The sequence below is a fragment of the Streptomyces sp. NPDC001406 genome (assembly GCF_042895285.1).
Lineage (GTDB): Bacteria > Actinomycetota > Actinomycetes > Streptomycetales > Streptomycetaceae > Streptomyces.
Genome location: NZ_JBIAWG010000014.1, coordinates 251028 through 273148, shown reverse-complemented (window position 1 = coordinate 273148; position 22121 = coordinate 251028). Strand labels below are relative to the sequence as shown.

The 22121-nt window shown below is 71.9% G+C and carries 16 protein-coding genes and 3 pseudogenes; 11 read left to right on the top strand and 8 right to left on the bottom strand.

Going from position 1 to position 22121, the window contains the following annotated elements; all coding sequences use genetic code 11:
• Positions 1–667: 667 nt before the first annotated feature.
• The 5 genes and pseudogenes from ACFY1J_RS32360 (at position 668) to ACFY1J_RS32340 (ending at position 6005) form a co-directional block, all read left to right on the top strand.
• Positions 668–2080 (top strand): hypothetical protein, encoded by a 1413-nt coding sequence (locus ACFY1J_RS32360; protein WP_390732465.1) that lies wholly within the window; start codon positions 668–670, stop codon positions 2078–2080.
• A 220-nt stretch (positions 2081–2300) separates the two neighbouring features.
• Positions 2301–4160 carry an NAD-binding protein gene (locus tag ACFY1J_RS32355; protein ID WP_390710294.1) on the top strand — a complete coding sequence of 620 codons (1860 nt, stop codon included), beginning with the start codon at positions 2301–2303 and terminating at the stop codon, positions 4158–4160.
• 108 nt (positions 4161–4268) lie between these two features.
• Positions 4269–4941, top strand: a pseudogene (locus ACFY1J_RS32350) (potassium-transporting ATPase subunit KdpA); the annotation flags it as partial.
• Positions 4938–5777, top strand: a pseudogene (locus ACFY1J_RS32345) (HAD-IC family P-type ATPase); the annotation flags it as partial. The pseudogenes ACFY1J_RS32350 and ACFY1J_RS32345, both read left to right, overlap by 4 nt.
• On the top strand, positions 5760–6005 hold the full coding sequence (locus ACFY1J_RS32340; protein WP_390710569.1) for a sensor histidine kinase: 246 nt from the start codon (positions 5760–5762) through the stop codon (positions 6003–6005). The pseudogene ACFY1J_RS32345 and the gene ACFY1J_RS32340, both read left to right, overlap by 18 nt.
• Positions 6006–6354: 349 nt before the next feature.
• On the opposite strand, the gene ACFY1J_RS32335 is transcribed toward ACFY1J_RS32340, so the two are convergent.
• Positions 6355–6918 (bottom strand): universal stress protein, encoded by a 564-nt coding sequence (locus tag ACFY1J_RS32335; RefSeq protein ID WP_390710295.1) that lies wholly within the window; start codon positions 6916–6918, stop codon positions 6355–6357.
• A gap of 347 nt (positions 6919–7265) precedes the next feature.
• Between ACFY1J_RS32335 and ACFY1J_RS32330 the strand changes: the two genes are divergently transcribed.
• The 4 genes and pseudogenes from ACFY1J_RS32330 to ACFY1J_RS32315 form a co-directional block, all read left to right on the top strand.
• The gene (locus tag ACFY1J_RS32330) at positions 7266–7610 is read left to right on the top strand and encodes an SAV_915 family protein (RefSeq protein WP_390732464.1); all 345 of its coding nucleotides are present in this window, start codon (positions 7266–7268) and stop codon (positions 7608–7610) included.
• 32 nt (positions 7611–7642) lie between these two features.
• On the top strand, positions 7643–8977 hold the full coding sequence (gene lysA, locus ACFY1J_RS32325) for a diaminopimelate decarboxylase (RefSeq protein ID WP_390732463.1): 1335 nt from the start codon (positions 7643–7645) through the stop codon (positions 8975–8977).
• Between the two features lie 154 nt (positions 8978–9131).
• Positions 9132–10949: an APC family permease gene (locus ACFY1J_RS32320; RefSeq protein ID WP_390732462.1), complete on the top strand. Its 1818-nt coding sequence runs from the start codon at positions 9132–9134 to the stop codon at positions 10947–10949.
• A 28-nt stretch (positions 10950–10977) separates the two neighbouring features.
• Positions 10978–11310 (top strand): annotated as a pseudogene (locus tag ACFY1J_RS32315) (glycoside hydrolase family 43 protein); the annotation flags it as partial.
• Between the two features lie 138 nt (positions 11311–11448).
• Here the strand turns inward: ACFY1J_RS32315 and ACFY1J_RS32310 are convergent.
• Both ACFY1J_RS32310 and ACFY1J_RS32305 read right to left on the bottom strand, forming a co-directional pair.
• Positions 11449–11655, bottom strand: a complete 207-nt coding sequence (locus tag ACFY1J_RS32310; protein ID WP_316764346.1) for a DUF5999 family protein — start codon at positions 11653–11655, stop codon at positions 11449–11451.
• A gap of 342 nt (positions 11656–11997) precedes the next feature.
• Entirely contained in the window at positions 11998–12582 is a 585-nt protein-coding gene (locus ACFY1J_RS32305) for a hypothetical protein (RefSeq protein ID WP_390732461.1), read from the bottom strand.
• A gap of 558 nt (positions 12583–13140) precedes the next feature.
• Between ACFY1J_RS32305 and ACFY1J_RS32300 the strand changes: the two genes are divergently transcribed.
• The gene (locus ACFY1J_RS32300; RefSeq protein ID WP_390710300.1) at positions 13141–14658 is read left to right on the top strand and encodes a glutamate--cysteine ligase; all 1518 of its coding nucleotides are present in this window, start codon (positions 13141–13143) and stop codon (positions 14656–14658) included.
• Positions 14659–14697: 39 nt separating this feature from the next.
• Here the strand turns inward: ACFY1J_RS32300 and ACFY1J_RS32295 are convergent, their stop codons facing one another.
• Positions 14698–16470, bottom strand: a complete 1773-nt coding sequence (locus ACFY1J_RS32295) for a substrate-binding and VWA domain-containing protein (protein WP_390732460.1) — start codon at positions 16468–16470, stop codon at positions 14698–14700.
• Between the two features lie 120 nt (positions 16471–16590).
• Between ACFY1J_RS32295 and ACFY1J_RS32290 the strand changes: the two genes are divergently transcribed.
• On the top strand, positions 16591–17391 hold the full coding sequence (locus ACFY1J_RS32290) for a CPBP family intramembrane glutamic endopeptidase (protein WP_390710302.1): 801 nt from the start codon (positions 16591–16593) through the stop codon (positions 17389–17391).
• Here ACFY1J_RS32290 and ACFY1J_RS32285 read toward each other — a convergent pair.
• From ACFY1J_RS32285 to ACFY1J_RS32270, 4 genes are all read right to left on the bottom strand, one after another.
• On the bottom strand, positions 17381–18193 hold the full coding sequence (locus tag ACFY1J_RS32285; RefSeq protein ID WP_390732459.1) for a PhzF family phenazine biosynthesis protein: 813 nt from the start codon (positions 18191–18193) through the stop codon (positions 17381–17383). The genes ACFY1J_RS32290 and ACFY1J_RS32285 overlap by 11 nt on opposite strands.
• A gap of 403 nt (positions 18194–18596) precedes the next feature.
• Positions 18597–19298: a response regulator gene (locus ACFY1J_RS32280; RefSeq protein ID WP_390732458.1), complete on the bottom strand. Its 702-nt coding sequence runs from the start codon at positions 19296–19298 to the stop codon at positions 18597–18599.
• A 138-nt stretch (positions 19299–19436) separates the two neighbouring features.
• Positions 19437–19901, bottom strand: coding sequence for a Crp/Fnr family transcriptional regulator (locus tag ACFY1J_RS32275; RefSeq protein WP_390732457.1), 465 nt, complete (start codon positions 19899–19901; stop codon positions 19437–19439).
• 191 nt (positions 19902–20092) lie between these two features.
• On the bottom strand, positions 20093–21865 hold the full coding sequence (locus ACFY1J_RS32270) for a SulP family inorganic anion transporter (protein WP_390732456.1): 1773 nt from the start codon (positions 21863–21865) through the stop codon (positions 20093–20095).
• Positions 21866–22121 lie beyond the last annotated feature (256 nt).

Here is a 22121-nt window from a genome sequence, read left to right as displayed (position 1 = left end):
GGCCGCCCGGGGGGGGGGGGGCGGGTGGGGGGGGGGGGGGGGCCCGGGGGGGGCGGGGGGCCCGGGGGGGGCGGGGGGGGGCGGGGCCCCCCCCCCCCCACGGCGCGCACGTCGCCGGAGACGGGACGACGACAGGACGACGTGCGCCGGTGCCCGTCGTTGGGAACGGGCGCCCCGGCCGCCTCGATTCGCATTCGGATGGGGACTCCGGAGCCGTGAGGCCGCTGACGCCTGCGGCCTCTTCGGGCGGCCGACGAAGAATCTATCCGCGGGAGCCCCCGTAACAGCCCTGCTCAGCAAGGAATTTGCGCTTCTCGTACGGGCAGGGCGAGCGTGCCGTCAAGGCCGCGTCAAACCCGCCTGAGGAGGCGTCAGGGGAGCGTCAAGGGCGACCGTTGGCGGCCGTATCCGGTCGCAGACTGATCGGCACGGGGGACGGGCGACCGTCCGTGGCGTGTACATGGGAGGGTCCGTGACGATCCCCAAGCTCTCGACTTCGCTCGAACAGGGGAGACCCCGATCGGCCGGCACATCGCGCACATCTCGGACGGGAGCTGTGGGGCAGCCACCGCGACCGGCGGCCGTCCCGTCAGGGGGCAGCCCCGGACCGCGGCAAGGAGGGGGGCCGCGGACGCAGCGTCCGGGGCAGCGCCTGAGGCAGCAGGCCATGGCCGCGCGGGCCGCCCTGCGCCGCCGTTACTGGGCCACCGTGCCCGCCCGGCTGCGCCTTCTGCGCGCGGCCACGGTCCTGCTCGGCGCCGCCCTGACCGTGGTCCTGGCCGTCGCCGGGCTCGCCGCAGGCGGGGCCTGGGACGGCGTGGCCGACCGCGACGCGCCCCGCACCACCAGCGCCGCCGACCTCGACCTCGCCCTTAACGACATGGACGCGCAGGCCGCCAACATCCTGCTGTCCAGCGGAAACGCGAGCCGGGGCGAGCTGGAGACACCGCATGCCAAGGCCGTGGGCAACTACGCCGACGCCCGGCGCGAGATCGGCCACGATCTGCGCACCCTCTCGGTGGCCGCACAGGGCGACCGGGCCGACGAGAAGACCGTGGAGTCCCTCACCGACGACTTCGCCGAGTACCAGGAACTCGTCGGCCGGGCCCTGGAGAACGACGGCCGCACCGGCGGCAAGCCCGACGCGCTCACCGACTACCGCGACGCCACCGACCTCCTGCAGAACAAACTCCTGCCCGAGTCACGTACCTTGGTGGCCTCCAACAACGCGGGCTTCAACGACCAGTACTCGGCGGCCCGTTCGGCCCTCGCCGCCCAGCTCGCCGCCGTCCTCGCCCTCGGCCTGCTGCTCCTCGGCGCGCTCGGCGTCCTGCAGTGGTACCTCAGCCGGCGCTTCCACCGGGTCATCAACCCCGGTGTCCTGGCCGCCACGCTCTGCACGTTCGTCTCGGTCGGCCTCGGCTGCCAGGTGCTCGCCGCCTCCGCCGAGCACCTGCGCGGCGCCCGCCGCGACGCCTTCGACTCCGTCGTCGCGCTCTCCCGCGCCCGCGCCATCGCCTACGACGCCAACGCCGACGAGAGCCGGTATCTCCTCGACCCCCAGCGCCGCACCCGGTACGAGCAGTCCTTCCTCGCCAAGTCGCAGCAGCTGTACGGCCTGAAGGCCGCGACCCTCTCGACGTACGACGCCGATCTCGCCACCACCTGGAAGGACTACCGGGCGGACCACGCTGACCTGCGCTTCACCGGCGAGTTCCGGCGTGAGCTAGACAACGTCACCTTCCCCGGGGAGCGGGCCGCGGCCGAGAGGACGGTGGAGACGTACGCCGTCTACGAGCGCGACGACCGGAAGATCCGCTCGCTGCTCGCGGCGGGCAAGGAGCGTCAGGCGGTCGAGTTCTGCATGGGCTGGGAGTCGGGCACGTCCAACGCCCACTTCGGGGCGTGGATGGCCGCGCTGGACGACGTGACGGACATCAACCGCGCTCACTTCAGGTCTTCCGTGGCGGCCGGCCGTTCCGAGCTCACCGGGCCACTGCCCTGGGCTGCGGGCCTGCTGCCGGCCGCGATGCTCCTCACCGGGCTCGGGCTGCGGCCGCGGCTGGCCGAGTTCCGCTGACCGCTCCGCCCGAGTCCGTACCCGGCCTCCAGACCGGGGCCGCGCTGGACACGGCGGGGCCGGTGCGCGGGGGCTGACGGGAAGCCCTTGGCATGTTCTTGACGCATTCTTGGGGCCGGTCCCGTGCCCGGCCGGAACCGGCCCCGCGACCCGTGCCGTTCAGCCTGATGTGACATCGACCCTCCCCATACACACGGAGCCCGGGCAGAGAGCGCAGCACATGGTGATCTGCGGCGACGACGGACTCGCCCACCGGCTCGCCCTCGAACTGGACGCCGTGTGCGGCGAGATCGTCACCGTCGTGCTGCCGTCCGGGAGCGACGAGCACGGCGCGGGGATCGCCGCGCTGCACCGCGACCCGGGCTCCCCGGTCGAACTGCTCGTCTCCGCCCGGCCCGACGAGCGGACCCTGCGGGCCGCGGGCGTCGAGCGTGCCGCCGCGCTCGCCCTGACCTACCGCGACGACCAGATCAACATGACGGCGGCCCTGCTGGCCCGCACCGTCAACCCCTCCATCCGGCTGGTGGTCCGCATGTTCGACCGTGAGCGCGGCCGGCACCTGGAGCGGCTGCTGGACCGTGCGGCGGGACTGTGCGACGACCTGGCACAGGACACCTCCACCACGGTGCTCTCCGACGCCGACACCGCGGTGCCCGAACTGGTCGCGGCAGCCGCCGTGGGACACGGTCACACGCTCCAGGTCGAGGGCAAGGTCTTCCGCGGTGTCGTACGGCCCGCGGGGACGCCGGCGCAGGCCACCGACCTGGCCGCTCTCGCCGTGCTGTCCGGCGCCCACCAGGACGACCCGGCCAGCCAGGACAGCGCGGAGACGCCCGGCGAGGAGGGCACCCAGCTGCTGCCGGACACGCAGACCGCCGACGACAGGCAGGTCACGCACGGCCGGCTGATGCTGGAGGAGGTCGTCCACCACACCCCCGAACCGGCGGCCCGCACCCGGCGCCGGCACCTGCGCAGCTGGCTGCGGGCGCGGCTCGCCCATCTGCCGTGGAAGGTCTTTCTCTCTCATCAACTCGCTTCCGTCTACGGGTCCTTGGCGGCCATCGTGGTGGCGCTCTCGACCGCCACCGCGCTCTTCGCGGACGAGCACCCGTGGTGGAAGAACGTCTACCTGCCGCTGCTGGACATCTTCACCATGGGTGACCCGGCCACCCAGGAGTCGGTCGCCCGCCGTGTGCTCCAGCTGATCGCCGGATTCGTGGGACTGGCCGTGCTCCCGCTCGCCGTCGCCGCGACCATGAACGCCACGGAGGCCTTCCGCACCGCCTCCGCGAGCCATCCGCCCGACGACGACGTGAACGGCCACATCGTGCTGGTCGGGCTGGGCTTGGTCGGCACCCGGGTGCTGGCCCGGCTGCGCAGCACCGGCCACCAGGTGGTGGCCATCGAGCGAGACCCGCAGGCGCGCGGCATCTCGCTCGCCCGCGAACTCGGCATTCCGCTCGTCCTGGAGGACGCCGCCGCGCCGGGCGTGCTCGAACTGGCCCGCGTCGGAGACAGCCGGTCACTGCTCGTCCTCACCCGCGACGACGGACAGAACCTCGACATCGTGATGGCGGTCCGGGAGACCAACCCCGACGTACGGGTGGTGATGCGGCTCTACGACGACGACTTCGCCGCGACCGTGCAGCGCACCCTGCGCGCCTCCTATCCGGACGCGCTCACCCGCAGCCGAAGCGTTTCCGCGCTGGCCGCGCCCTCCTTCGCCGCCGCGATGATGGGCCGCCACGTGCTGGGCGTGATGCCCGTGGAGCGGGGCTCACTGCTGTTCACCTGCGTGGACGTGGCCGGGCACCCAGAGCTGGAGGGGCGGTCCGTGCACGAGGCGTTCCGGGAGAACGAGTGGCGGGTGCTGGCCGTCGGGGCGGCCGCCGGGCCGGCGCCGTCGTCCGCCATGGACACCCTCACCGGACTCCGCCCGGACCGGCCGGGCTTCGACTGGCGCCCCGCGCAGGGCCGGGTGCTGCGGGCCGGCGACCGGGTGGTCCTGGCGACCACACGGCGCGGCCTGGACATCCTGATGACGGGGGTGCAGCCGCATCCGGCGGGCCGGCGGGGGTGAGGAGCGCCGGCGCCGGGCCTACTCCAGCCCGGACGCCCTGAACACGCTCAGCGCCGTCTCCCGCTCGATCCGCTCCGAGACGCGGCGCAACGCGGTCGTCCGGCCGCCGCGGTCGGCGCCACGCTCACCTCGACCGGCGCGGTGGACTCCTTCCACTCCTCGTTCACCGGCCTCGGCGGCGGCATCACCATGCTCGGCATGATGCTGGGCGAGATCGCGCCCGGCGGTACCGGCTCCGGCCTCTACGGCATGCTGATCATGGCGATCATCGCGGTGTTCATCGCCGGTCTGATGGTCGGCCGTACGCCCGAGTATCTGGGTAAGAAGATCGGCTCCCGCGAGATCAAGCTGGCGGCCTGCTACATCCTGATCACCCCGGCGCTGGTGCTCGTCTTCACCGCGTTCGCGATGGCACTGCCGACCCCGGCCCACTCGATGACCAACAGCGGGGCGCACGGCTTCTCCGAGATCCTCTACGCCTACACGTCCGCCGCCAACAACAACGGTTCGGCCTTCGCCGGTCTGAACGCGGACACCCAGTGGTTCAACAGCACGATCGGCATCGCGATGCTGCTCGGCCGCTTTCCTGCCGATGGTGTTCGTCCTGGCGCTCGCCGGTTCGCTCGCCGAGCAGAAGCCGGTCCCGGTCACCGCGGGCACCCTGCGCACCGAGAAGCCGCTGTTCACCGGCCTGCTGGTGGGCGCGATCCTGATCATCACCGGTCTGACCTACTTCCCGGCCCTCGCGCTGGGTCCGCTGGCCGAGGGGCTGGCGTCATGACCACTCGCACAGAGAACCCAGAGGACTCCATGTCCACCACCACCCCGACCCGGGCGCCGCACAGCGACGTGCCCACCGGGCACAAGCCTGCCGAAGGACGTGTCGGTGCGGGCCTCTTCGACCCCAAGCAGCTGGTCAAGTCGCTGCCGGACGCCTTCCGCAAGCTCGACCCGCGGGTGATGATCAAGTCGCCCGTGATGTTCGTGGTGTGGATCGGCTCGGTGCTGACCACGGTCTTCTCGTTCAAGGACCCGGGCGACTGGTTCGGCTGGGCGATCAGCGCCTGGCTGTGGCTGACCGTCGTCTTCGCCAACCTGGCGGAGGCCGTCGCCGAGGGCCGGGGCAAGGCGCAGGCCGACACCCTGCGCAAGGCCAAGACCGACACCGTCGCGCGCCAACTCCTCAAGGACGGCTCCGAGGAGCAGGTCCCGGGCACCGAGCTGAAGATCGGTGACCTGGTCGTCTGCGAGGCGGGCGACATCATCCCCGGTGACGGTGACGTCATCGAGGGTGTCGCGTCCGTCGACGAATCGGCGATCACCGGCGAGTCGGCGCCCGTGATCCGCGAGCCCGGTGGCGACCGCAGCGCCGTCACGGGCGGTACCAAGGTCCTCTCCGACCGGATCGTCATCAGGATCACGACGAAGCCGGGCGAGACCTTCATCGACCGGATGATCAGCCTCGTCGAGGGCGCGGCCCGGCAGAAGACGCCGAACGAGATCGCGCTGAACATTCTGCTGGCGTCGCTGACGATCGTCTTCCTGCTCGCGGTGGCCACCCTGCCGCCGTTCGCCGACTACGCGGGCATCCATCTGACGATGGTCGTGCTGGTGGCCGAGGCCAAGGACCGCATCTTCGAGCCCTTCCAGCGCTACGGCGACTCCCCGCGCGGTGCCGGCGTCGGCCTCGGCCTCGCGGTGGCCCGCGGCTTCGCCGAGTCGATGGGCGGCACGCTGAACGCCGAGGACACACCGGGCGGTGGCCTCACGATGGTGCTGAGCCTGAACCCGGCACCGGGACGCCGACCGGATCGCCCGGACCTGTCGGCCGCGGTGACTTCCTGACGGTTTACGGTGGAGGCGATCGGAGGCGCGCGAGGCACTCCTCTTGTGGTGCGTACCGAGGTGGGGCACGGCAGGGCTGAGGCCGCTCACCGGTGACAAAGCGCCCGTTGCCGGGCCCGCATGGCGTCGCGGGGCCGGATGCCGACGGCGGGCGCCCGGCACCTCTCGACGAGCGCCGTGAACTCGGCCGTGTGCGTCCCGCCGACAGCGGGCGGCCGGGCACCGCGCTCGTGGACCGGCCGTCGGAGATGCGCGCGGCGCTCGACGTCGCTCCCGGCGGGAGGGGGTGAACGACACCCCACCTCCACCCTGGCTTTCGGACCCGGTGCGCTTCTGCCTGCGGCTGCCCTCATGTGCCGGGCTGTACCGTCTCCTCCTTGAGGACCCGGCGGGAGTCCAGCCGCAGGCGCCAGGTGTTGCGCCGGTGCACCGCCGCCAGTTGGGGCTCCAGCGGTGACGGGGGGACCGCGATCACCGGGCAGGTGGCGTGGGTCAGGCAGTAGCGGGAGACCCAGCCGGAGAACGCGCGCGGGCGGTGGCTGCGGCGGCCGGCGCCCACGACCAGGACGTCGTCCTCGCGGGACGCGGTCTCCACCAGCGCCGGGCCGGGGGTGCCGCGTATGACGAGGGCGCGCATCGGCAGCCCGGGGCCGGCGTCGCCGAAGAGCTCGTCGAGCACCGAGACCAGCCGCTGTCCCGCCAGGCGCTGCCACTGGTCGACCAGCAGGGCCGAGGCCGGCGAGCGACGGGCCGCCAGTTCTCCGCCGGGCGGCACCCAGGCCAGCACGGGCCAGAACTCGGTGTCCCTGCGCCCGGCCTCCGTGGCGGCCCACCGCAGGGCCGTGATGCTGCCGAGGGATCCGCTCACGCCGACCACGACACGAGCGGTCGCCGAGGCGTCGTAACCGGACATCGCTCCACCGTTCTTCGCGCTTGCCCACGGAGGCTTCCCGCGGGCGGTCCCGCATGCGGAACCCCTTCCATGACACTCCCGGCGAGCCCCCCGACCAGTGCGGCGGCCACTTCTTGGCGCGCCTCTGACGGCCCGTACCAGCGCTGTCGGCCCTCGCCGTCAGCATCGCGTCAGCGTCGCCCCGATCGGCGTCAGCATCCCGTCATGAAGGGTCGGAACGCCGGGTCACCCGGGCATAGCGTCAAACGGAGAGCCCCGGTCCGCCTCCCCGTGTCCGGGGCCTCTCAGTTCCCTTGCACCCATCAGTTCCCTTGCACGCACCACCCGGATCCTCCAGGAGGCATCTCATGGCAGAACTCTTGTGCGGTGAAGACCCGGAGCCTTCTGATCGCTCCCCGGCCGGACCACTGTTCGTACCGGTCCGGCCGGGACGGGCGGGGTGCACGGCGCGGCTGTTCCGCACCCCCCTCGGCGACCGCACCGCGGTCGGCTTCACCTCCGCCCGCGGACTCGCCGCGACCCTCGGCCCCGACCAGGCGTGGATCCGGCTCGCCGAGCCCGCGCTGCGCGCGCTGACCGCACCGCTCGGCGTCACCACCGTCACGATCGACCCTCCGTTCTCGGCTCCGGCCCCGTCGCCGGTCGAGCCCGTCCAGGCCGCCGCACCCGCCGTGGTCCTGCGGATCGCGTGAGATCGCATGAGCATGAGAGAGGGCAGCCCGCGATGACGACCCTGCACGAACCCACCGTCACCACCACCCCGGCCGAACTGTCGGTGTGGCCCGCCTCCACCACGGAACCCCGACCGGGCGACCTGGCCGTGGGCGGCGTACCCCTCGCCGAGGTCGCGGACCGCTTCGGCACCCCCGTCTACGTCCTGGACGAGACGGAGGTCCGTGAACGCTGCCGCACCTACCGGCACGTCTTCCCCGAGGCCGAAGTCCTCTACGCGGCCAAGGCGTTCCTGTGCCGGGCCATGGTCCACTGGACGGAGGAGGAAGGCCTCGGCCTGGACGTCTGCTCGGCCGGAGAGCTGGAGCTCGCGGTCACCACGGGCTTCCCGCCCGAGAGGATCGTGCTGCACGGGAACGCCAAGTCCCCGGGTGATCTGGAGACCGCCCTGCGCCTGGGCGTGGGCCGGATCGTGATCGACAGTCCGTCGGAGATCGCGCGACTGGCCGCCGCCGTCGGCCCCGAGGGCCACCAGAAGGTCATGGTGCGCGTGGTGCCCGGCATCAGCGCCGGCGGTCACGACAAGATCCGCACCGGCACCGAGGACCAGAAGTTCGGCCTGTCCATCCGCGACGGCTACGCCCAGCACGCCATTACTCGGATACTGGACCAGCCACAGCTCGAACTCACCGGACTGCACTGCCACTTGGGCTCGCAGATCATCAGCGTCAAGCCGTACCTGGCCGCCGTGCGCCGCATGGTCGGCCTGATGGCCCGGCTCCACGAACAGCACGGACTGGTCCTGTCCGAACTCGATCTCGGCGGCGGCCACGGCATCGCCTACCGCCCCGGCGAAGAAGCACTCGACCTGACGATGCTGGCCAGCAAGGTGTGCGACGAGCTGACCGGCGCGTGCGCGGCGGCCGGGATCCCCGTGCCCCGCCTGATCATCGAGCCGGGCCGGGCCATCGCGGGCCCGGCGGGCATCGCCCTGTATCACGTGCTCGCCGTCAAACGCACCGGTGACCACATCTTCGTGGCGGTCGACGGCGGAATGAGCGACAACCCGCGGCCCGCGCTGTACGGCGTCCGCTATGCGCCCCGCCTGATCGGCCGGCCCAGCGCGGCGCCCCTGGCCCGGGTGACCGTCGTGGGCCGGCACTGCGAGGCCGGCGACGTCCTCGCCACCGACGTCGAGCTCCCGGACGACGTACGCCCCGGAGACCTGCTCGCCGTCCCCGTGGCCGGCGCCTACCACCTGTCCATGGCCTCCGGCTACAACCTGGTCGGCCGCCCGCCGGTGGCCGCCGTGTGTGCGGGCCGGGCCCGCCTGCTGGTGCGCCGCGAGTCCCTGGACGACATCCGCAGCAGGGACGTGGGGCTGTAACCCGCCCTCGCCCTCGCCGAGTGCGGTCACCGTGGGGACCCGCCAGGCCCGCGGCGTCGGCCGGCCGACCCGCCCGGGCCCTGCCGGAGGGCGCGCGGGCGGCTCCCCGCTGAGACTGGTGCCGATCGTCCGACCCGGCCGTGGTGAGGTCCCGATGGCATATGGCCTGGCACATCGTCAGCTGAGGCCCAGGGTTCCGCTGCGCCCCGGCGAAGGAGAGAAGCACCACCTCACCAGCCTGGAGGGCCTGGCCGCGCTGTCCTTGGACGCGCTCAGCTCGGTGGCGTACGGTCCCGAGGCGATCGTGCTGGCACTGGTGGTCGCGGGGACCGGGGCCCTGACGGCCACGCTGCCGATCACGCTGGCGATCGTCTTCCTGCTCGTGGTCCTCGTGATCTCCTACGCCCAGGTGATCGCCGTACACCCGGACGGCGGAGGCGCCTACGCCGTGGCCAAGAAGGACCTCGGCCCGACCACCAGTCTGCTCGCCGCGGCCAGTCTGGTCGTCGACTACGTCCTCACCGTCGCCGTCAGCCTCACCGCCGGAGCGGACGCCCTCGCCTCCGCGTTCCCCGCCCTCGCCGGTGACAAGCTCTGGGTGTGCCTGGCGGGCCTCGCCGTGCTGACGGCCGTGAATCTGCGGGGCATCACCGACAGCGCCCGGGTGCTCATGCTCCCCACCGCGCTGTTCATCGTGGCCATCCTCGGTGTCATCGTCCTCGGACTCCTGCGCACGCACCCGGTGGCCGTCGTCGGCACCGCGGAGTCCTTCCCGGCCCAGGAGTCGCTCGGTCTGCTGCTGATTCTCAAGGCGTTTTCGTCCGGCTGTTCCGCTCTGACGGGCGTCGAGGCCATCGCCAACGCCGTGCCGACCTTCCGCACCCCGCGTGTCAAGCGCGCCCAGAGCACCGAACTCATGCTCGGCGCGCTGCTGGGGACGATGCTCATCGGCATCGCCGTGCTGATCCGCCGCGACCAGGTTGCCCCGCGCGCAGACGTCACCGTCCTGGCCCAGCTCACGGCCGGCGCCTACGGCGACGGCTGGGCGTACTACGCCACGAACATCCTCGTCACGGTCGTCCTGGGGCTCGCCGCCAACACCAGCTTCGGCGGGCTGCCGGTGCTGATGGGCCTGCTCGCCCGCGACCACCGTCTGCCGCATCTGTTCGGGCTGCGCGCCGAGCGTCCCGTCTACCGGTACGGCGTGCTGGCCCTGGCCCTGCTCGCCGCGCTGCTGCTGCTCGCCACCGGCGCCGACACCCACCGGCTGATCCCGCTGTTCGCGATCGGTGTCTTCATCGGCTTCACCCTCAGCCAGCTCGGTCTCGTCCGGCACTGGGCCACCGGGAGACCCGCCGGTTGGAAGCGCCGCGCCCTGATCAACGGCACCGGGGCGGTGCTGACCACCCTGGCCGGGCTCATCCTGCTCACCACCAAGTTCCTGGAAGGGGCCTGGGTGGTCGTGGTCGCCGTACCGCTGATGATGCTGCTGTTCGCCCGTATCGAGCGCTACTACGCGACCGTCGGCCGGGAACTCGGACTGGGCCGGGTCCCCGAACCGCCCGACCGGCGCACCGGCAGCCTGGTGATCGTGCCTCTCGGCGAGGTCAGCAAACTCGCCCGGCACGCCATCACCGCCGCCTTGGCGCTGGGCGACGAGGTGGTCGCGGTCGCGGTGCACGCGGACCCGGAGAAGAGCCGTGCGCTGGAGGAGGCCTGGGACCGCTGGAACCCCGGGGTACGCCTCGATGTCATCGACAGCCCGCACCGCTCGCTGGTCCAGCCGATCGTCGACTACGTGCAGCGCGTCGCCGGGGACGGACGCCAGGTCGCCGTCCTCATCCCGGAGGTGGAACCGCTGCACCGCCGTTACGAGATCCTCCAGAACCAGCGCGGCCTGCTGCTGGCGACCGTGCTGCGGGCCCGTACCGATGTGGTGGTGTGCATGCTCCCGTACCGGCTGAGTGTCTGAGGCGTCCGAGGCGTCCGAGGCGTTCCGCGAGGCCCACCACTACGACATCGAGGTGTGCGGGGGAGCGGTGAGCGTGGTCGCACGGATCGGGCCGGTGCGGCAGCGGCTCACGGAACATCCCGTGCCACCCGGGCCGGTCACGCTCGTCGTCGACATCCGGACCACGGGCGCGCAACCGCTCACGACGGCGACGGGCGGTCCCGACGCGATTGCCTTCCTGGTGGAAACCCCCGACGGGCCGGTGCGGCCGGCCGAACTCGACGGCCGCTATCTGTCCACCCAGGTCGCGACCGGGTTCACCGGACGCGTGATCGGAATGTATGTGACCGAGGGGCGTGCGGACTTCGACTGGTTCGAGTACCGCGGCACCGGCCGGCGCAATCGACCGACTACGAGGAGTAGTCACCCTCGGACACGCGTCGGGGCCGGTGCGCACCAAGGGCGTGCGGGCCGGCCCCTCATGTCGCCGGGCGGAGCGGCGGACCGCCCGGGGTGGTACTCAGGCGGCCGTCATCACCCGGTCGGCACCCAGCGGGCGGTGCGGGGCGATGATCTGGCCGTCCGGCAGGAGCTCACCGGTGTCCTCGAAGAGCAGAACGCCGTTGCACAGCAGGCTCCATCCCTGCTCCGGGTGGTGCGCCATGAGGCGGGCGGACTCCCGGTCGGCGGATTCGGCTGTCGGGCACGGCGGCTGGTGCTGGCACATTGATGGGATCTTTCGCTGTGTCGTGGTCATGTTCGTCCCCCGTTGCGATTAAGTCGGTCGGAACCCAGTGTTGCTCTCCGGGCGTCAATCCGCAGGGATTTCGCAGCACCGCTTTCTCACAGGTTGATGACGCATCGGCCACGCGTCTGGTTCATCCCAACTGGGCAGCCACTTCGGGTGGTTCGGGATGGCCGGATGGGGCTAGTCCGGTCGGACCGGATGCCCTTTTCAGCTCGTCGGAGCGCTTTATTGCTCGTACGAGCGCAGGGACGAGTAATAGCCGCAGGAAATGCAGTCGTACCCCGCCTCCGGAAATTGGAAACGGGGTACGAAAGGGGTGTGTCAGGCGGGTGAGCCGAGCAGTGGCACGGGAGTCACCCGATGGGTCAGTACCGGAAGCAGTTCGGCGACCCGGTGCGGGCGGTGGGCCGCGATGCCCGGCGGTGCCGGCGCCAGCGGGACGAGCAGGTCCGCGGCCGCCGGATGGCCCTCGGCGCCGTCCGCCGCGCAGTCGCCGTGCAGCCACAGGGTGAGCATGTACAGGCCGGGCACGGAGAGCAGACGGGGTTGGTAGGGCTGTTGCATGGTCTCGGCCTGGCGCAGGGCGTGTTCCGTGGCGGCGATGTAGGGCCCCTCGAAGAAGTGCGAGAACGCCCAGCCGTCCGGCATCAGCCTGGTCTCGGCGGCGGCCACCGCGCGATCGCCGCACCGGATCAGGAAACGCCACCCGGTGAGCCGGGTGGCGGACACGCCCTCGGAGGTGATCCGGTCCAGCACATGTACGGGCAGCGGGAGTTCGGGTGTGGCGGGTCCCTGGGCGTTGCGCAGGGAGGGTGTTCGGGCCTCGCGGACCGCGGTGGGGGAACCGAGGGCCGTGAGGACGGAGCGAAGTGCGGGCGCGGGGGCAGGGGGGACTTGCAGCGGCATGGTGGGTCGCCTCTCATTCGACAGGCGCGACGGCGCGAGGGAGGGGGGGCGGACGGCGCTGTCAGCTCGATGGGGTCAGAGAGGCGGGGGCCCGGGCCGGTGAGCGAGGGTGCGGATGAGGTCTGCCGCAGGTCACCTTGACGGCAGGAACCAGGACCGTGGGCGCCAACCTTCTGCCTTGTTCGCGGAGTTTATACGACAGCTGTTCATATGATGTTTCCACTAGCCGTTTCCGGCGCCGCGAACAAGGCGCTATTCAGCCGCTGATTCGCGGGAATCATCCCGATTCCCCGCCCGGTGGGTACCCGCTGACCTCGGAATACGCTTCAGGAGCGGTCGGCTGAATGCCGTCGGCGTTTTTCACGAGGCTCTCGGGGCACCCGAAGTTGCGTGATGCCCCATGCCCCGTGAATGTGCCCCGGGGCACATTCCAACAGAGTAGCGGGCCCCGGGTCCCCGTGGGACGTTATCGATCGCTTCGGCTGGGCATCATCCCACCTGACCCGGGACATCCGGCGGCCGGATCCTCGGCCCGCCCGATCGAGGAGGGACGCTTCGATGGGGGAGAAGGTCGTGGCAGGTGCGTTCGACCTGTCCGATCGCCAGCACTACCGGGAAAAGCTCCGGCAGTGTCTGACGGGACTGGAGCGGCTGCTGGTGGAGAAACGGTTCGACCGCCCGAAGAATCTCATGGGCGTCGAGATCGAATTGAATCTCGCCGGTTCCGACGGTATGCCGAGAATGTTGAACGGACAGGTACTGGAACGTATCGCGAGCCGCGATTTCCAAACAGAACTCGCCATGTTCAATCTGGAAGTCAACATAGCCCCACACCGCCTGGGCGGCCGGGTATTCGACCGGCTGGCCGAGGAACTGCGGACCTCGCTGGCGTACGCCGACCGCAAGGCCGGCGAACTGGACGCCGGAATAGTGATGATCGGCATTCTGCCCACGCTCGACCGGGACGACCTGGTCTCCTCCAACCTCTCCGAGGTGGACCGCTACACCCTGCTCAACGACCAGATCGTGGCCGCCCGCGGCGAGGACTTCGTGCTCGACATCGAGGGGGTGGAACACCTCACCTGCACCTCGAAGTCCATCGTGCCCGAGGCCGCGTGCACCTCCGTCCAGCTGCACCTCCAGGTCACCCCCGGCCGCTTCGCCGACGTGTGGAACGCGGCGCAGGCCGCCTGCGCGGCCCAGATCGCTGTCGGCGCCAACTCGCCCTTCCTGTTCGGCCACGAGCTGTGGCGCGAGTCGAGACCGCCGTTGTTCCTGCAGTCCACCGACACCCGCCCGCCCGAACTGCAGGCCCAGGGGGTGCGGCCGCGCACCTGGTTCGGCGAACGGTGGATCTCCTCCGCCCATGAGCTGTTCGAGGAGAACCTGCGCTTCTTCCCGGCCCTGCTCCCGATCTGCGACGAGGAGGACCCGCTGCGGGTGCTCGACGAGGGAGGCGTGCCCAAGCTCGCCGAACTCGTCCTGCACAACGGCACGGTGTACCGCTGGAACCGTCCGGTCTACGGCATCGCCGACGGCGTTCCGCACCTGCGCGTGGAGAACCGGGTCCTGCCCGCCGGACCGACCATCACCGACGTCATCGCGAACGCCGCCTTCTACTACGGCGTCGTCCGCGCCCTCGCCGAGGAGTCCCGCCCGGTGTGGACCCGGCTGCCCTTCGCGACGGCCGAGGCCAACTTCGACGCCGCGTGCCGGCACGGCATCGACGCCCGCTTCGTCTGGCCCCGGCGCGGACGCTACGGCGGCACGGCCGAGGTCGACGCCGTGACCCTCGTACGCGACGAACTCCTGCCGCTGGCCGAGGCGGGCCTGGACGCGTGGGGTGTCGAAGCCGCCGACCGGGACCACTTTCTGGGTGTCATCGAGGAGCGCTGCCGCCGCCGCGTCAACGGCGCGAGCTGGCAGTCGGCCACCTTCCACCGCGCCCTGGAACAGGGTCTGTCCCGCCAGGACGCCCTGGCCGCCACCACCCGTCGCTACCGCGAGCTGATGCACATCGGGGAGCCGGTGCACACCTGGCCGGTGGGCCTGCCGGAACCGGTGCCGTTGGGGTGAGGGCGGCACGGCCGCGCACCCCCTGGGGTGGGCCGTCGGTCAGCCCGAGGCGTTCCGTGCCCCCGCCGCCACGATGGCCTGCAGGATGACCGAGTGGATCTGGGCGGGGTCGCTGACCTCGTGGCCGGAGCCGCCGGTGGCCCGCGCGATCTCCTGGGCCTCCTTCCGGGAGGCCTCCGGACCGACGGCGATGACGATGAGGGGCACCGGGCGCTCGGGGTTGCTGAGCCTTTGCAGTTCGGAGACAAGCCCGGCGCGGGAGATGCTGCCGGGATCCTGGTTCACCCCGTCGGTCAGCACGACCAGCGCGTTGAACTTGCCCTTCGCATACGACGAGGTGGCCGCCCGGTACGCGGCGAGGGTGGTGTCGTACAGACCGGTGGCACCGCCGGGGACCGGCTCCAGTCCGCCGAACGCCGCCGACAGCCGGTCCCGCTGGGTGCCGCTGCCCCTGCGGTCGCCCAGCCGCTCGGTCGGCACCAGCACGCGGTAGTCCTTGTCGCCGTCCAGCCTGGTGGCGAACTCCCACAGACCGATCTCGTCCTCGGGCGTGAAGGTGGCGAGGGCCTGGAGCAGCGAGGCCTTGGTGACGTCCATACGGGACCGGCCCGTGTCCGCCACCGGCTCCGACATGGAGGCGGAGGCATCGACGACCGTGGTGATCCGGGCGCTCTGCACCGTGATCGTCCAGGTCCCCAGCGCTTCCTGGAGCGCGGTGTCGGAGGCCGGCTCCGGGGACGGCTCCGCGTAGGGCTGCGGGCTGCGGCCGCCCGCCGCGGCGACGACCGACGGCGCCACGGAGCCGTCGTCCGCGCGGAAGCCGTACTTCTCCAGGAGCTTGTGCTGTGCGGGCTCCCGCAGATACGTCATGAACCGGATCGCGGCCCGGCTCTCGTCGGTGGTCAGCTCCGGCTCGTCGACGAGCGTGTAGGGGTAGTCGAGCGTCGGCGAACCGTCCGTGGGATAGAAGAGGTCCAGGTCCGTGCCGCCGCCGGCCGTCGAGTTGTGGGTGAACGCCGCCTGCTCGCTGAGGATCAGTGCCTGGTTGCGCCTGGGGTTGCCCTGCTCGGTGCCCGAGGAGTCGTGGGGCAGGGTGTCCAGGACCTGGCCGTCGGCCGCGGAGACGCGCTGGGACAGCGCCTTCATCATGGCCGCGGCCTGGGTGGTCCCACCCTTCGCCTCGGCGGCGGCCGCGCTCAGCCGGGTGAGCGCGAGCAGCCCGGTCGCGCTGCGCGCCGGGTCCGCCGCGCCCAGCCTGAGCGAGTCGTCCGAGAGGGTGGCCCCGGCCAGTTCCGTCCAGGTGTACGTCTTCTTCGGCCACCCCAGCGATTTCGCGGCGGTGTGCAGCATCGCCACACCCACCGGCGTCGCGGCCACATTGCCCTCCGGCGTCACCTGCGTCGCCTTGCCGTCCGCGGTGACCCGCTGCACCCATACGTCCGAATCGGGCACCCAGACCTGTGCGTCGGGCTTCCGGCCCGCGCTCAGGATGTCCGTGACCTCGGCGGAGTCCCGCGCCCTCACCGTGACGGCCACGCAGTTCCCGTCGGAGGTGAGGTTCTGCTTGCGGGCCCGCCCGGCCGCCGCCTCCAGGGCGGGGGCGACGTCGGGGGAGGCGACGAGCGTCAGCCGTACCGGGTCGTCCTGGCAGGTGGAGCCGAAGGAGAGCAGCCCGCTGTGCACGGCGGCGGCCGTGCCGCCCGCGACGGTGAGGACGAGGGCGGTCGCGATGGCCACGCTGCGGCGACGGGCACGGGGGCGGGGGTCGGCCGTGCCCGCCCCGTACCGATCGGGCAAGCTGTGACGTCCCATGACGGTGGTGCCCCTCCCTGTCCCCCCGACAGTCCGTGGCGCACGTTCTTCGTAACTGCTTTCGAGACACTAGCGGGGCGAAGATGGGCATGGGGCGGGATTACCCAACTGGAGGCAGGTGTGCAGGTGGAGGCGGACCCGGTGGCCGATTCTTATCCGCTGGAGCGGCCCTCGCGCCGGATGTTCCGGGACGAGACGCTGCTCGTGCTGGGGCTTTCGCTGGGTGCGAGCGGAGTGTCCGCCCTGATCAGCTTTGTCGGATCGGTCACGAAACCGGGCGGCCTCAAGGACCAGGCGGCCACCCTCAATGCCTCGGCCGCGCCGGGCCGTCCCTGGCTCGATCTCGCCTGGCAGCTCTTCGGTATCGCGTCGGCACTCGTGCCCGTCCTGCTCGTCGCCCACCTGCTGATGCGAGAGGGCGAGAGCCTGCGCACCCTCGGCTTCGACCGCACCCGCCCCTGGCCCGACCTCGGCCGCGGGGCGGGCGTCGCGGCCGTGATCGGCAGCACCGGGATCGCCTTCTACCTGGCGGCCCGCGGGCTCGGCTTCAATCTCACCGTGGTGCCCGAGGCGCTGCCCGACGTGTGGTGGAAGTACCCGGTGCTGATCCTCTCGGCGCTGCAGAACGCGATCCTCGAAGAGGTGATCGTCGTCGGCTATCTGCTGCGCAGGCTGGGCCAGTTGGGCTGGACCCCCGGCACCGCGCTGGTGGCCAGTTCCGTGCTGCGCGGCTCGTACCACCTGTACCAGGGCATCGGCGGCTTCGTCGGCAACATGGTCATGGGCGTGGTGTTCGTCTACCTGTACCGGCGCTGGGGCCGGGTCGGTCCCCTGGTGGTGGCCCATTCCCTGCTCGACATCGGGGCGTTCGTGGGATACGCGGTGCTGGCGGGCAAGGTGGGCTGGCTGCCTACGGCGTGAGCAGCTCACCCTCGATGGTGGTGACCGCTCGGCCGGTCAGCAGGGTGCGGTCGCCGCGCAGTCCGGTGCGGACGAGGCCGGAGCGCCGGGAGGCCTGGAGGCCGGTCAGATCGGGGCGGGCCAGGCGCTCGGACCAGTAGGGGGCCAGCGCGGTGTGGGCGCTGCCGGTGACCGGGTCCTCGTCGATGCCGACGTTGGGGAAGAAGCACCGCGAGACGAAGTCGTACCCCCGGGCCGGGTCCTCGGCGCGGGCCGTGGCGATGATGCCGCGCACGGAGTAGGCGCCGAGCGCCTTGTGGTCGGGGGTGAGTCCGAGGACGGTCTTCTCGTCGGCCAGCTCCACCACCAGGTCCCCGACGTTCGGCCCGGTGTCGAACGCCGCGAGCGGCTTTGCGCCGAGCGCCTCGGCGACCCCGGCCGGGACCTCGACTGCGGTGAGCGGCGCGGTCGGGAAGTCCATGGTGATCCAGCCGTCCTCGCCGGGCGTGGCGACGAGCACACCACTGCGGGTCGCGAACCGCACCGGGCCCTCGTGGGCGCCGCTGGTGTGCAGGACGTGGGCCGTGGCGAGCGTGGCGTGCCCGCACATCGCGACCTCGGCGACGGGAGTGAACCAGCGTAGCGCCCAGTCCGCCGCACCGCCCTTCGGCAGAGGGTGCGCGAACGCCGTCTCGGCGTGATTGACCTCCATGGCGACGCTCTGGAGCCAGTCGTCGTCCGGGAAGGCGTCGAGGAGCAGAACCCCGGCCGGGTTGCCGGCGAAGGGACGGTCGGTGAAGGCATCGACGATACGAATCCGCATGCGCCGACGCTAGACGCCCCGCGCACCCGGGCACCAAGGCCAATTCGGGGCTGCTGGACCGATGTCGCGGTGCGTCCCGGGGGAGTCGGGAGAGCGGCCGGGCGCGGGCTTCACCGCGCAGCGTGCGTCGCGGGGGGCCGGGGGAGGGGACGGGGGTGCGGGGGCTGGCATCGGCCGGTCCGCGGTGACGGTGCGAACCGGAGGGGGCGGGGGTGTGGGGTCAGCGTGTGGCGTGGTTGCCGGTTTCCAGTTGGTCCAGGTGGGAGGCGAGGACCGTGGCCTGGACGCGGTGCTGTGTGTCGAGCTTGGCCGGCGGGCGGGAGATGCCGTGGGGTCGGGGCGCTGGGTGCGCATCGGCCGGTCCGCGGTGACGGTGCGAACCGGAGGGGGCGGGGGTGCGGGGTCAGCGTGTGGCGTGGTCGGTGGTTTCCAGTTGGTCCAGGTGGGAGGCGAGGACCGCGGCCTGGACGCGGCGCTGTACGCCGAGCTTGGCCAGGAGGCGGGAGATGTGGTTCTTGACCGTCTTCTCGGAGAGGTAGAGCTTCTTGCCGATCTCGCGGTTGGTCAGGCCGTCGCCGATCAGGGCGAGGATGTCGCGCTCGCGCGGCGACAGGCTCGCGAGTTCGGTCGGCATGGCCGGAGTGTCCGCGGGGTCGGCGCGCAGCGAGCGCATCAGGCGGGCCGTGGTCGCGGGGTCCAGCATCGACTGGCCCGAGGCGACGGTGCGCACCGCCGAGATCAGGTCCGAGCCCTTGATCTGCTTGAGGACATAGCCCGAGGCCCCGGCCATGATCGCGTCCAGCAGCGCGTCCTCGTCGTCGAACGACGTGAGCATCAGACACGCGAGCTCCGGCATCCGGCTGCGCAGCTCCCGGCAGACCGTGATGCCGTCGCCGTCGGGGAGACGGACGTCCAGCACGGCGACATTCGGGCGCAGCGCGGGACCGCGGACCAGGGCCTGTTCGACGCTGTCCGCGTCGCCGACCACGGAGATGTCGGGCTCGGCGTCGAGCAGGTCGGTCAGGCCGCGCCGTACGACCTCGTGATCGTCGAGCAGAAACACGCGGATCGGATTCCGCTCGTCGAAAGTGCCTGTGTCGGCCATGGCGATCCCTCGTTCCCCGGTGGCGGACGGCCTGTGGGCAGTCCGTGAGGCCGATCATCACTCGCCGGGGCCGGTCGTACTAGGGCCGACCGGCCCCACTCACCGGGGCCCACCGGGTCGTCGTCGGTGCCGGACCGGTCAGACGAGGCTGCCGGCGCCGTAAGGGGCGTACAGGTCCAGGAGCCGGCCCCGGGCGGAACGCAGCCGGTGGGCCAGTACCTCGCCGACCCACTGCGCGACGGCGTTGCCCAGCCTCGCATCCTCCCGGCACATGGTGCGCACGGTCTCGGCGTCGAACTCGTACGCACGCACCGGCGTCACCGCCTCGGCGCCCAGGTGCCAGACGTGCGGCGAGAACAGCCAGGACCAGCCGACCAGCTCGTTCGGCCGGAGCATCTCGATGACGGCGGCCTTGCGGCCGGGCACATGCATGTCGAGCTCGATGCTGCCGGTGCGGAGGATCCAGAACCGGTCGGCGCGCCCACCCTCCTCGAAGAGGCGTGTCCCCTGCGGGAAGGACACCTCCCGGGCGACGCTCATCAGCTGCTGCCGGTACTCGGCGGGCAGGGCCTGCAGCATGCTGGGCGTACGAGTAGTGATCATGGCGTGCCTCCCGGCGGCGCGTAGGAACTGCCGAGGCCAGCGTGTGTCCGTCGGGCACGGCGGGCCATGGGCCACCCGGCCCGTCGGTCGGGCCACTCGGCTCTCGTCGGTTCCCACGGCGGTCGCACCCGCACCGAGGGCCCGATCGACCATGCTTGGCGGGGCCGCTGAAGAACGGCTGGAGGATCGGTTCAGCCGCGGTCGTCCCCGCCCGGAGCGCCGTCCCCACCGGCAGCGTCGTCCCCGCCCGGAGCCCGGCCCTCGCGCCACCTCCGGTAGGCGGCCACGGCGGTCGGCAGCGTCGGGAAGATGAGATCCGTTCCGACGGACTTCTCCAGGCCGTACGCCCGCAGGTCGTCCAGGAGGTCCTGCTTGACCCGGGCGAGGGCGAACACGACGCCCCGCCCGACGAGTTCACGGCGCAGTTCGTCGACCGCGTCCAGGGCCGTGATGTCGACCTCGACGTTGGCCTCCGTGTTCAGGACGAACCAGTGCACGGGATCGGTCTGTGCGTCGACCGAGGCAAGGGCCCGGCGCCGGAAGTCCTCCGCGTTGGCGAAGAACAGCGGGGAGTCGTAGCGGTACACCAGCAGGCCGGGGATCGTACGGGCCTCGGGGTAGTCGTCCACGTCGTGCATGCCGGCCATCCCGGGCACCAGCCCCTCGACCGCGTCGTGCGGGCGGGCCACCCGCGTCAGCAGTTCGGCCACCGACAGCCCGACAGCGACCAGCACGCCGTACAGGATGTCCAGGGCGAGCACCCCGGCCAGGCAGCCGAGGGCCAGCATGAGTTCCCGGCGGCGGAAGGACGCCAGCCGGCCAAAACCCGCGAAGTCGATCATGCGAGCCGCCGCGTAGACGACGAGCGCACCGAGCACGGCCGAGGGGGTGCGGGAGAGCAGCGGGCTGAGGAACAGCAGGACGGCGAGCACCGCGGCCCCCGCCACCAGGGAGTACGCCTGGCTGCGGGCCCCCGCCGAGGAGGCGAGCGCGGTGCGGCTGGCGCTGCTGCTCACCGGGAAGCCGTGCAGCACACCGGCGCCGAGGTTGGCCGTCCCCAGCGCGAGGAACTCCTGGTTGGCGTCCAGGCCGGGGCCCTCGTCGGCGCCGCCGGTGAACGCCCGCGCGGTGAGGATGAAGTCCGTGTACGCGACGATCAGCACACCGAGCGCGGGCAGGACCAGACGCGGCAGGTCGCTCAGGTCGGGCAGGGCGAGGTCCGGCACTCCCGACGGAACCTCGCCGATCACCTTGATGCCGTACCGGTCGTCGAGGTCGAACGCCACCACCGCGGCCGTGCCGAGGACCACCGCGAGCAGGGGGCCCGGCACCATGCGGGCATACCGCGCCACCACGAACAGGAACACGAGCACCGTGGCCGAGAAGACGACGGTGGCCGCGTGGGCGTCGGACAGGTGCGTGACGAACGACCAGACCTGAGGGAAGAACTCGGTGCCCGTCGTGGCGACTCCGGTGAGCTTCGTCAGCTGATCCACGGTCATGATCAGCGCCACGCCCGCGAGATAGCCGATCAGGACCGGCCGGGAGAGCAGATCGGCGAGGAAGCCCAGCCGCACCGCCCACGCCACCACGCACAGCAGCCCGACCGTGACCGCGAGCGCGGCCGCCAGCGTCGCGTACCGCCCGGAGTCGCCCGCCGCCAGCGGCCCGACCACCGTGGCCGTCATCAGCGCGGTCGTGGACTCGGGGCCGACCGAGAGCAGCCGGGAGGAGCCGAACAGGGCGTACAGCGCGAGCGCGGGCAGGATCGCCCACAGCCCGGCGACCGGTGGCAGCCCGGCCACTCCGGCATAGGCCATGACCTGCGGCACGAGATACGCGGCGACGGTCGCGCCGGCCAGCAGGTCGCCCCTCAGCCACGAGCGGCGATAGCGGAGCAGGACCGCGAGCCCCGGTACCGGACGGCGCCACCACGAAGCCTGTGCGGCCGAGCCCTGGGACATGCGCCACCCTTCTCCGTGCCTGACCTCATGATCCACCGACGTACGACCCGTCGCGAGACGTATCCGCGAACTCGCCCGCCCCGCCCGCGCCGTCGTGCCCAACGAGCCCCGCGTGCGGGACCGTTCAGCCCCGTGGCCATCGGCCTTCGGGATCGGACCTGCCCTGGCCGGAGGCATCGCGCTGCGGATCGCGGCCGTCACGGGCACCATGATGAGGGCGCTGATGAGGCGCGCCGTCCTCCTGATCGTCCTGGCC

Coding starts and splice junctions, on each gene's coding strand:
- ACFY1J_RS32330 (WP_390732464.1), top strand. CDS start 7,266: ATGGCAGAACTCTTGTGCGGTGAAGACCCGGAGCCTTCTGATCGCTCC.
- ACFY1J_RS32280 (WP_390732458.1), bottom strand. CDS start 19,298: ATGGCCGACACAGGCACTTTCGACGAGCGGAATCCGATCCGCGTGTTT.
- ACFY1J_RS32360 (WP_390732465.1), top strand. CDS start 668: ATGGCCGCGCGGGCCGCCCTGCGCCGCCGTTACTGGGCCACCGTGCCC.
- lysA (WP_390732463.1), top strand. CDS start 7,643: ATGACGACCCTGCACGAACCCACCGTCACCACCACCCCGGCCGAACTG.
- ACFY1J_RS32270 (WP_390732456.1), bottom strand. CDS start 21,865: ATGTCCCAGGGCTCGGCCGCACAGGCTTCGTGGTGGCGCCGTCCGGTA.
- ACFY1J_RS32305 (WP_390732461.1), bottom strand. CDS start 12,582: ATGCCGCTGCAAGTCCCCCCTGCCCCCGCGCCCGCACTTCGCTCCGTC.
- ACFY1J_RS32335 (WP_390710295.1), bottom strand. CDS start 6,918: ATGTCCGGTTACGACGCCTCGGCGACCGCTCGTGTCGTGGTCGGCGTG.
- ACFY1J_RS32285 (WP_390732459.1), bottom strand. CDS start 18,193: ATGCGGATTCGTATCGTCGATGCCTTCACCGACCGTCCCTTCGCCGGC.
- ACFY1J_RS32340 (WP_390710569.1), top strand. CDS start 5,760: ATGGTCGTGCTGGTGGCCGAGGCCAAGGACCGCATCTTCGAGCCCTTC.
- ACFY1J_RS32275 (WP_390732457.1), bottom strand. CDS start 19,901: ATGATCACTACTCGTACGCCCAGCATGCTGCAGGCCCTGCCCGCCGAG.
- ACFY1J_RS32295 (WP_390732460.1), bottom strand. CDS start 16,470: ATGGGACGTCACAGCTTGCCCGATCGGTACGGGGCGGGCACGGCCGAC.
- ACFY1J_RS32320 (WP_390732462.1), top strand. CDS start 9,132: ATGGCATATGGCCTGGCACATCGTCAGCTGAGGCCCAGGGTTCCGCTG.
- ACFY1J_RS32300 (WP_390710300.1), top strand. CDS start 13,141: ATGGGGGAGAAGGTCGTGGCAGGTGCGTTCGACCTGTCCGATCGCCAG.
- ACFY1J_RS32355 (WP_390710294.1), top strand. CDS start 2,301: ATGGTGATCTGCGGCGACGACGGACTCGCCCACCGGCTCGCCCTCGAA.
- ACFY1J_RS32310 (WP_316764346.1), bottom strand. CDS start 11,655: ATGTGCCAGCACCAGCCGCCGTGCCCGACAGCCGAATCCGCCGACCGG.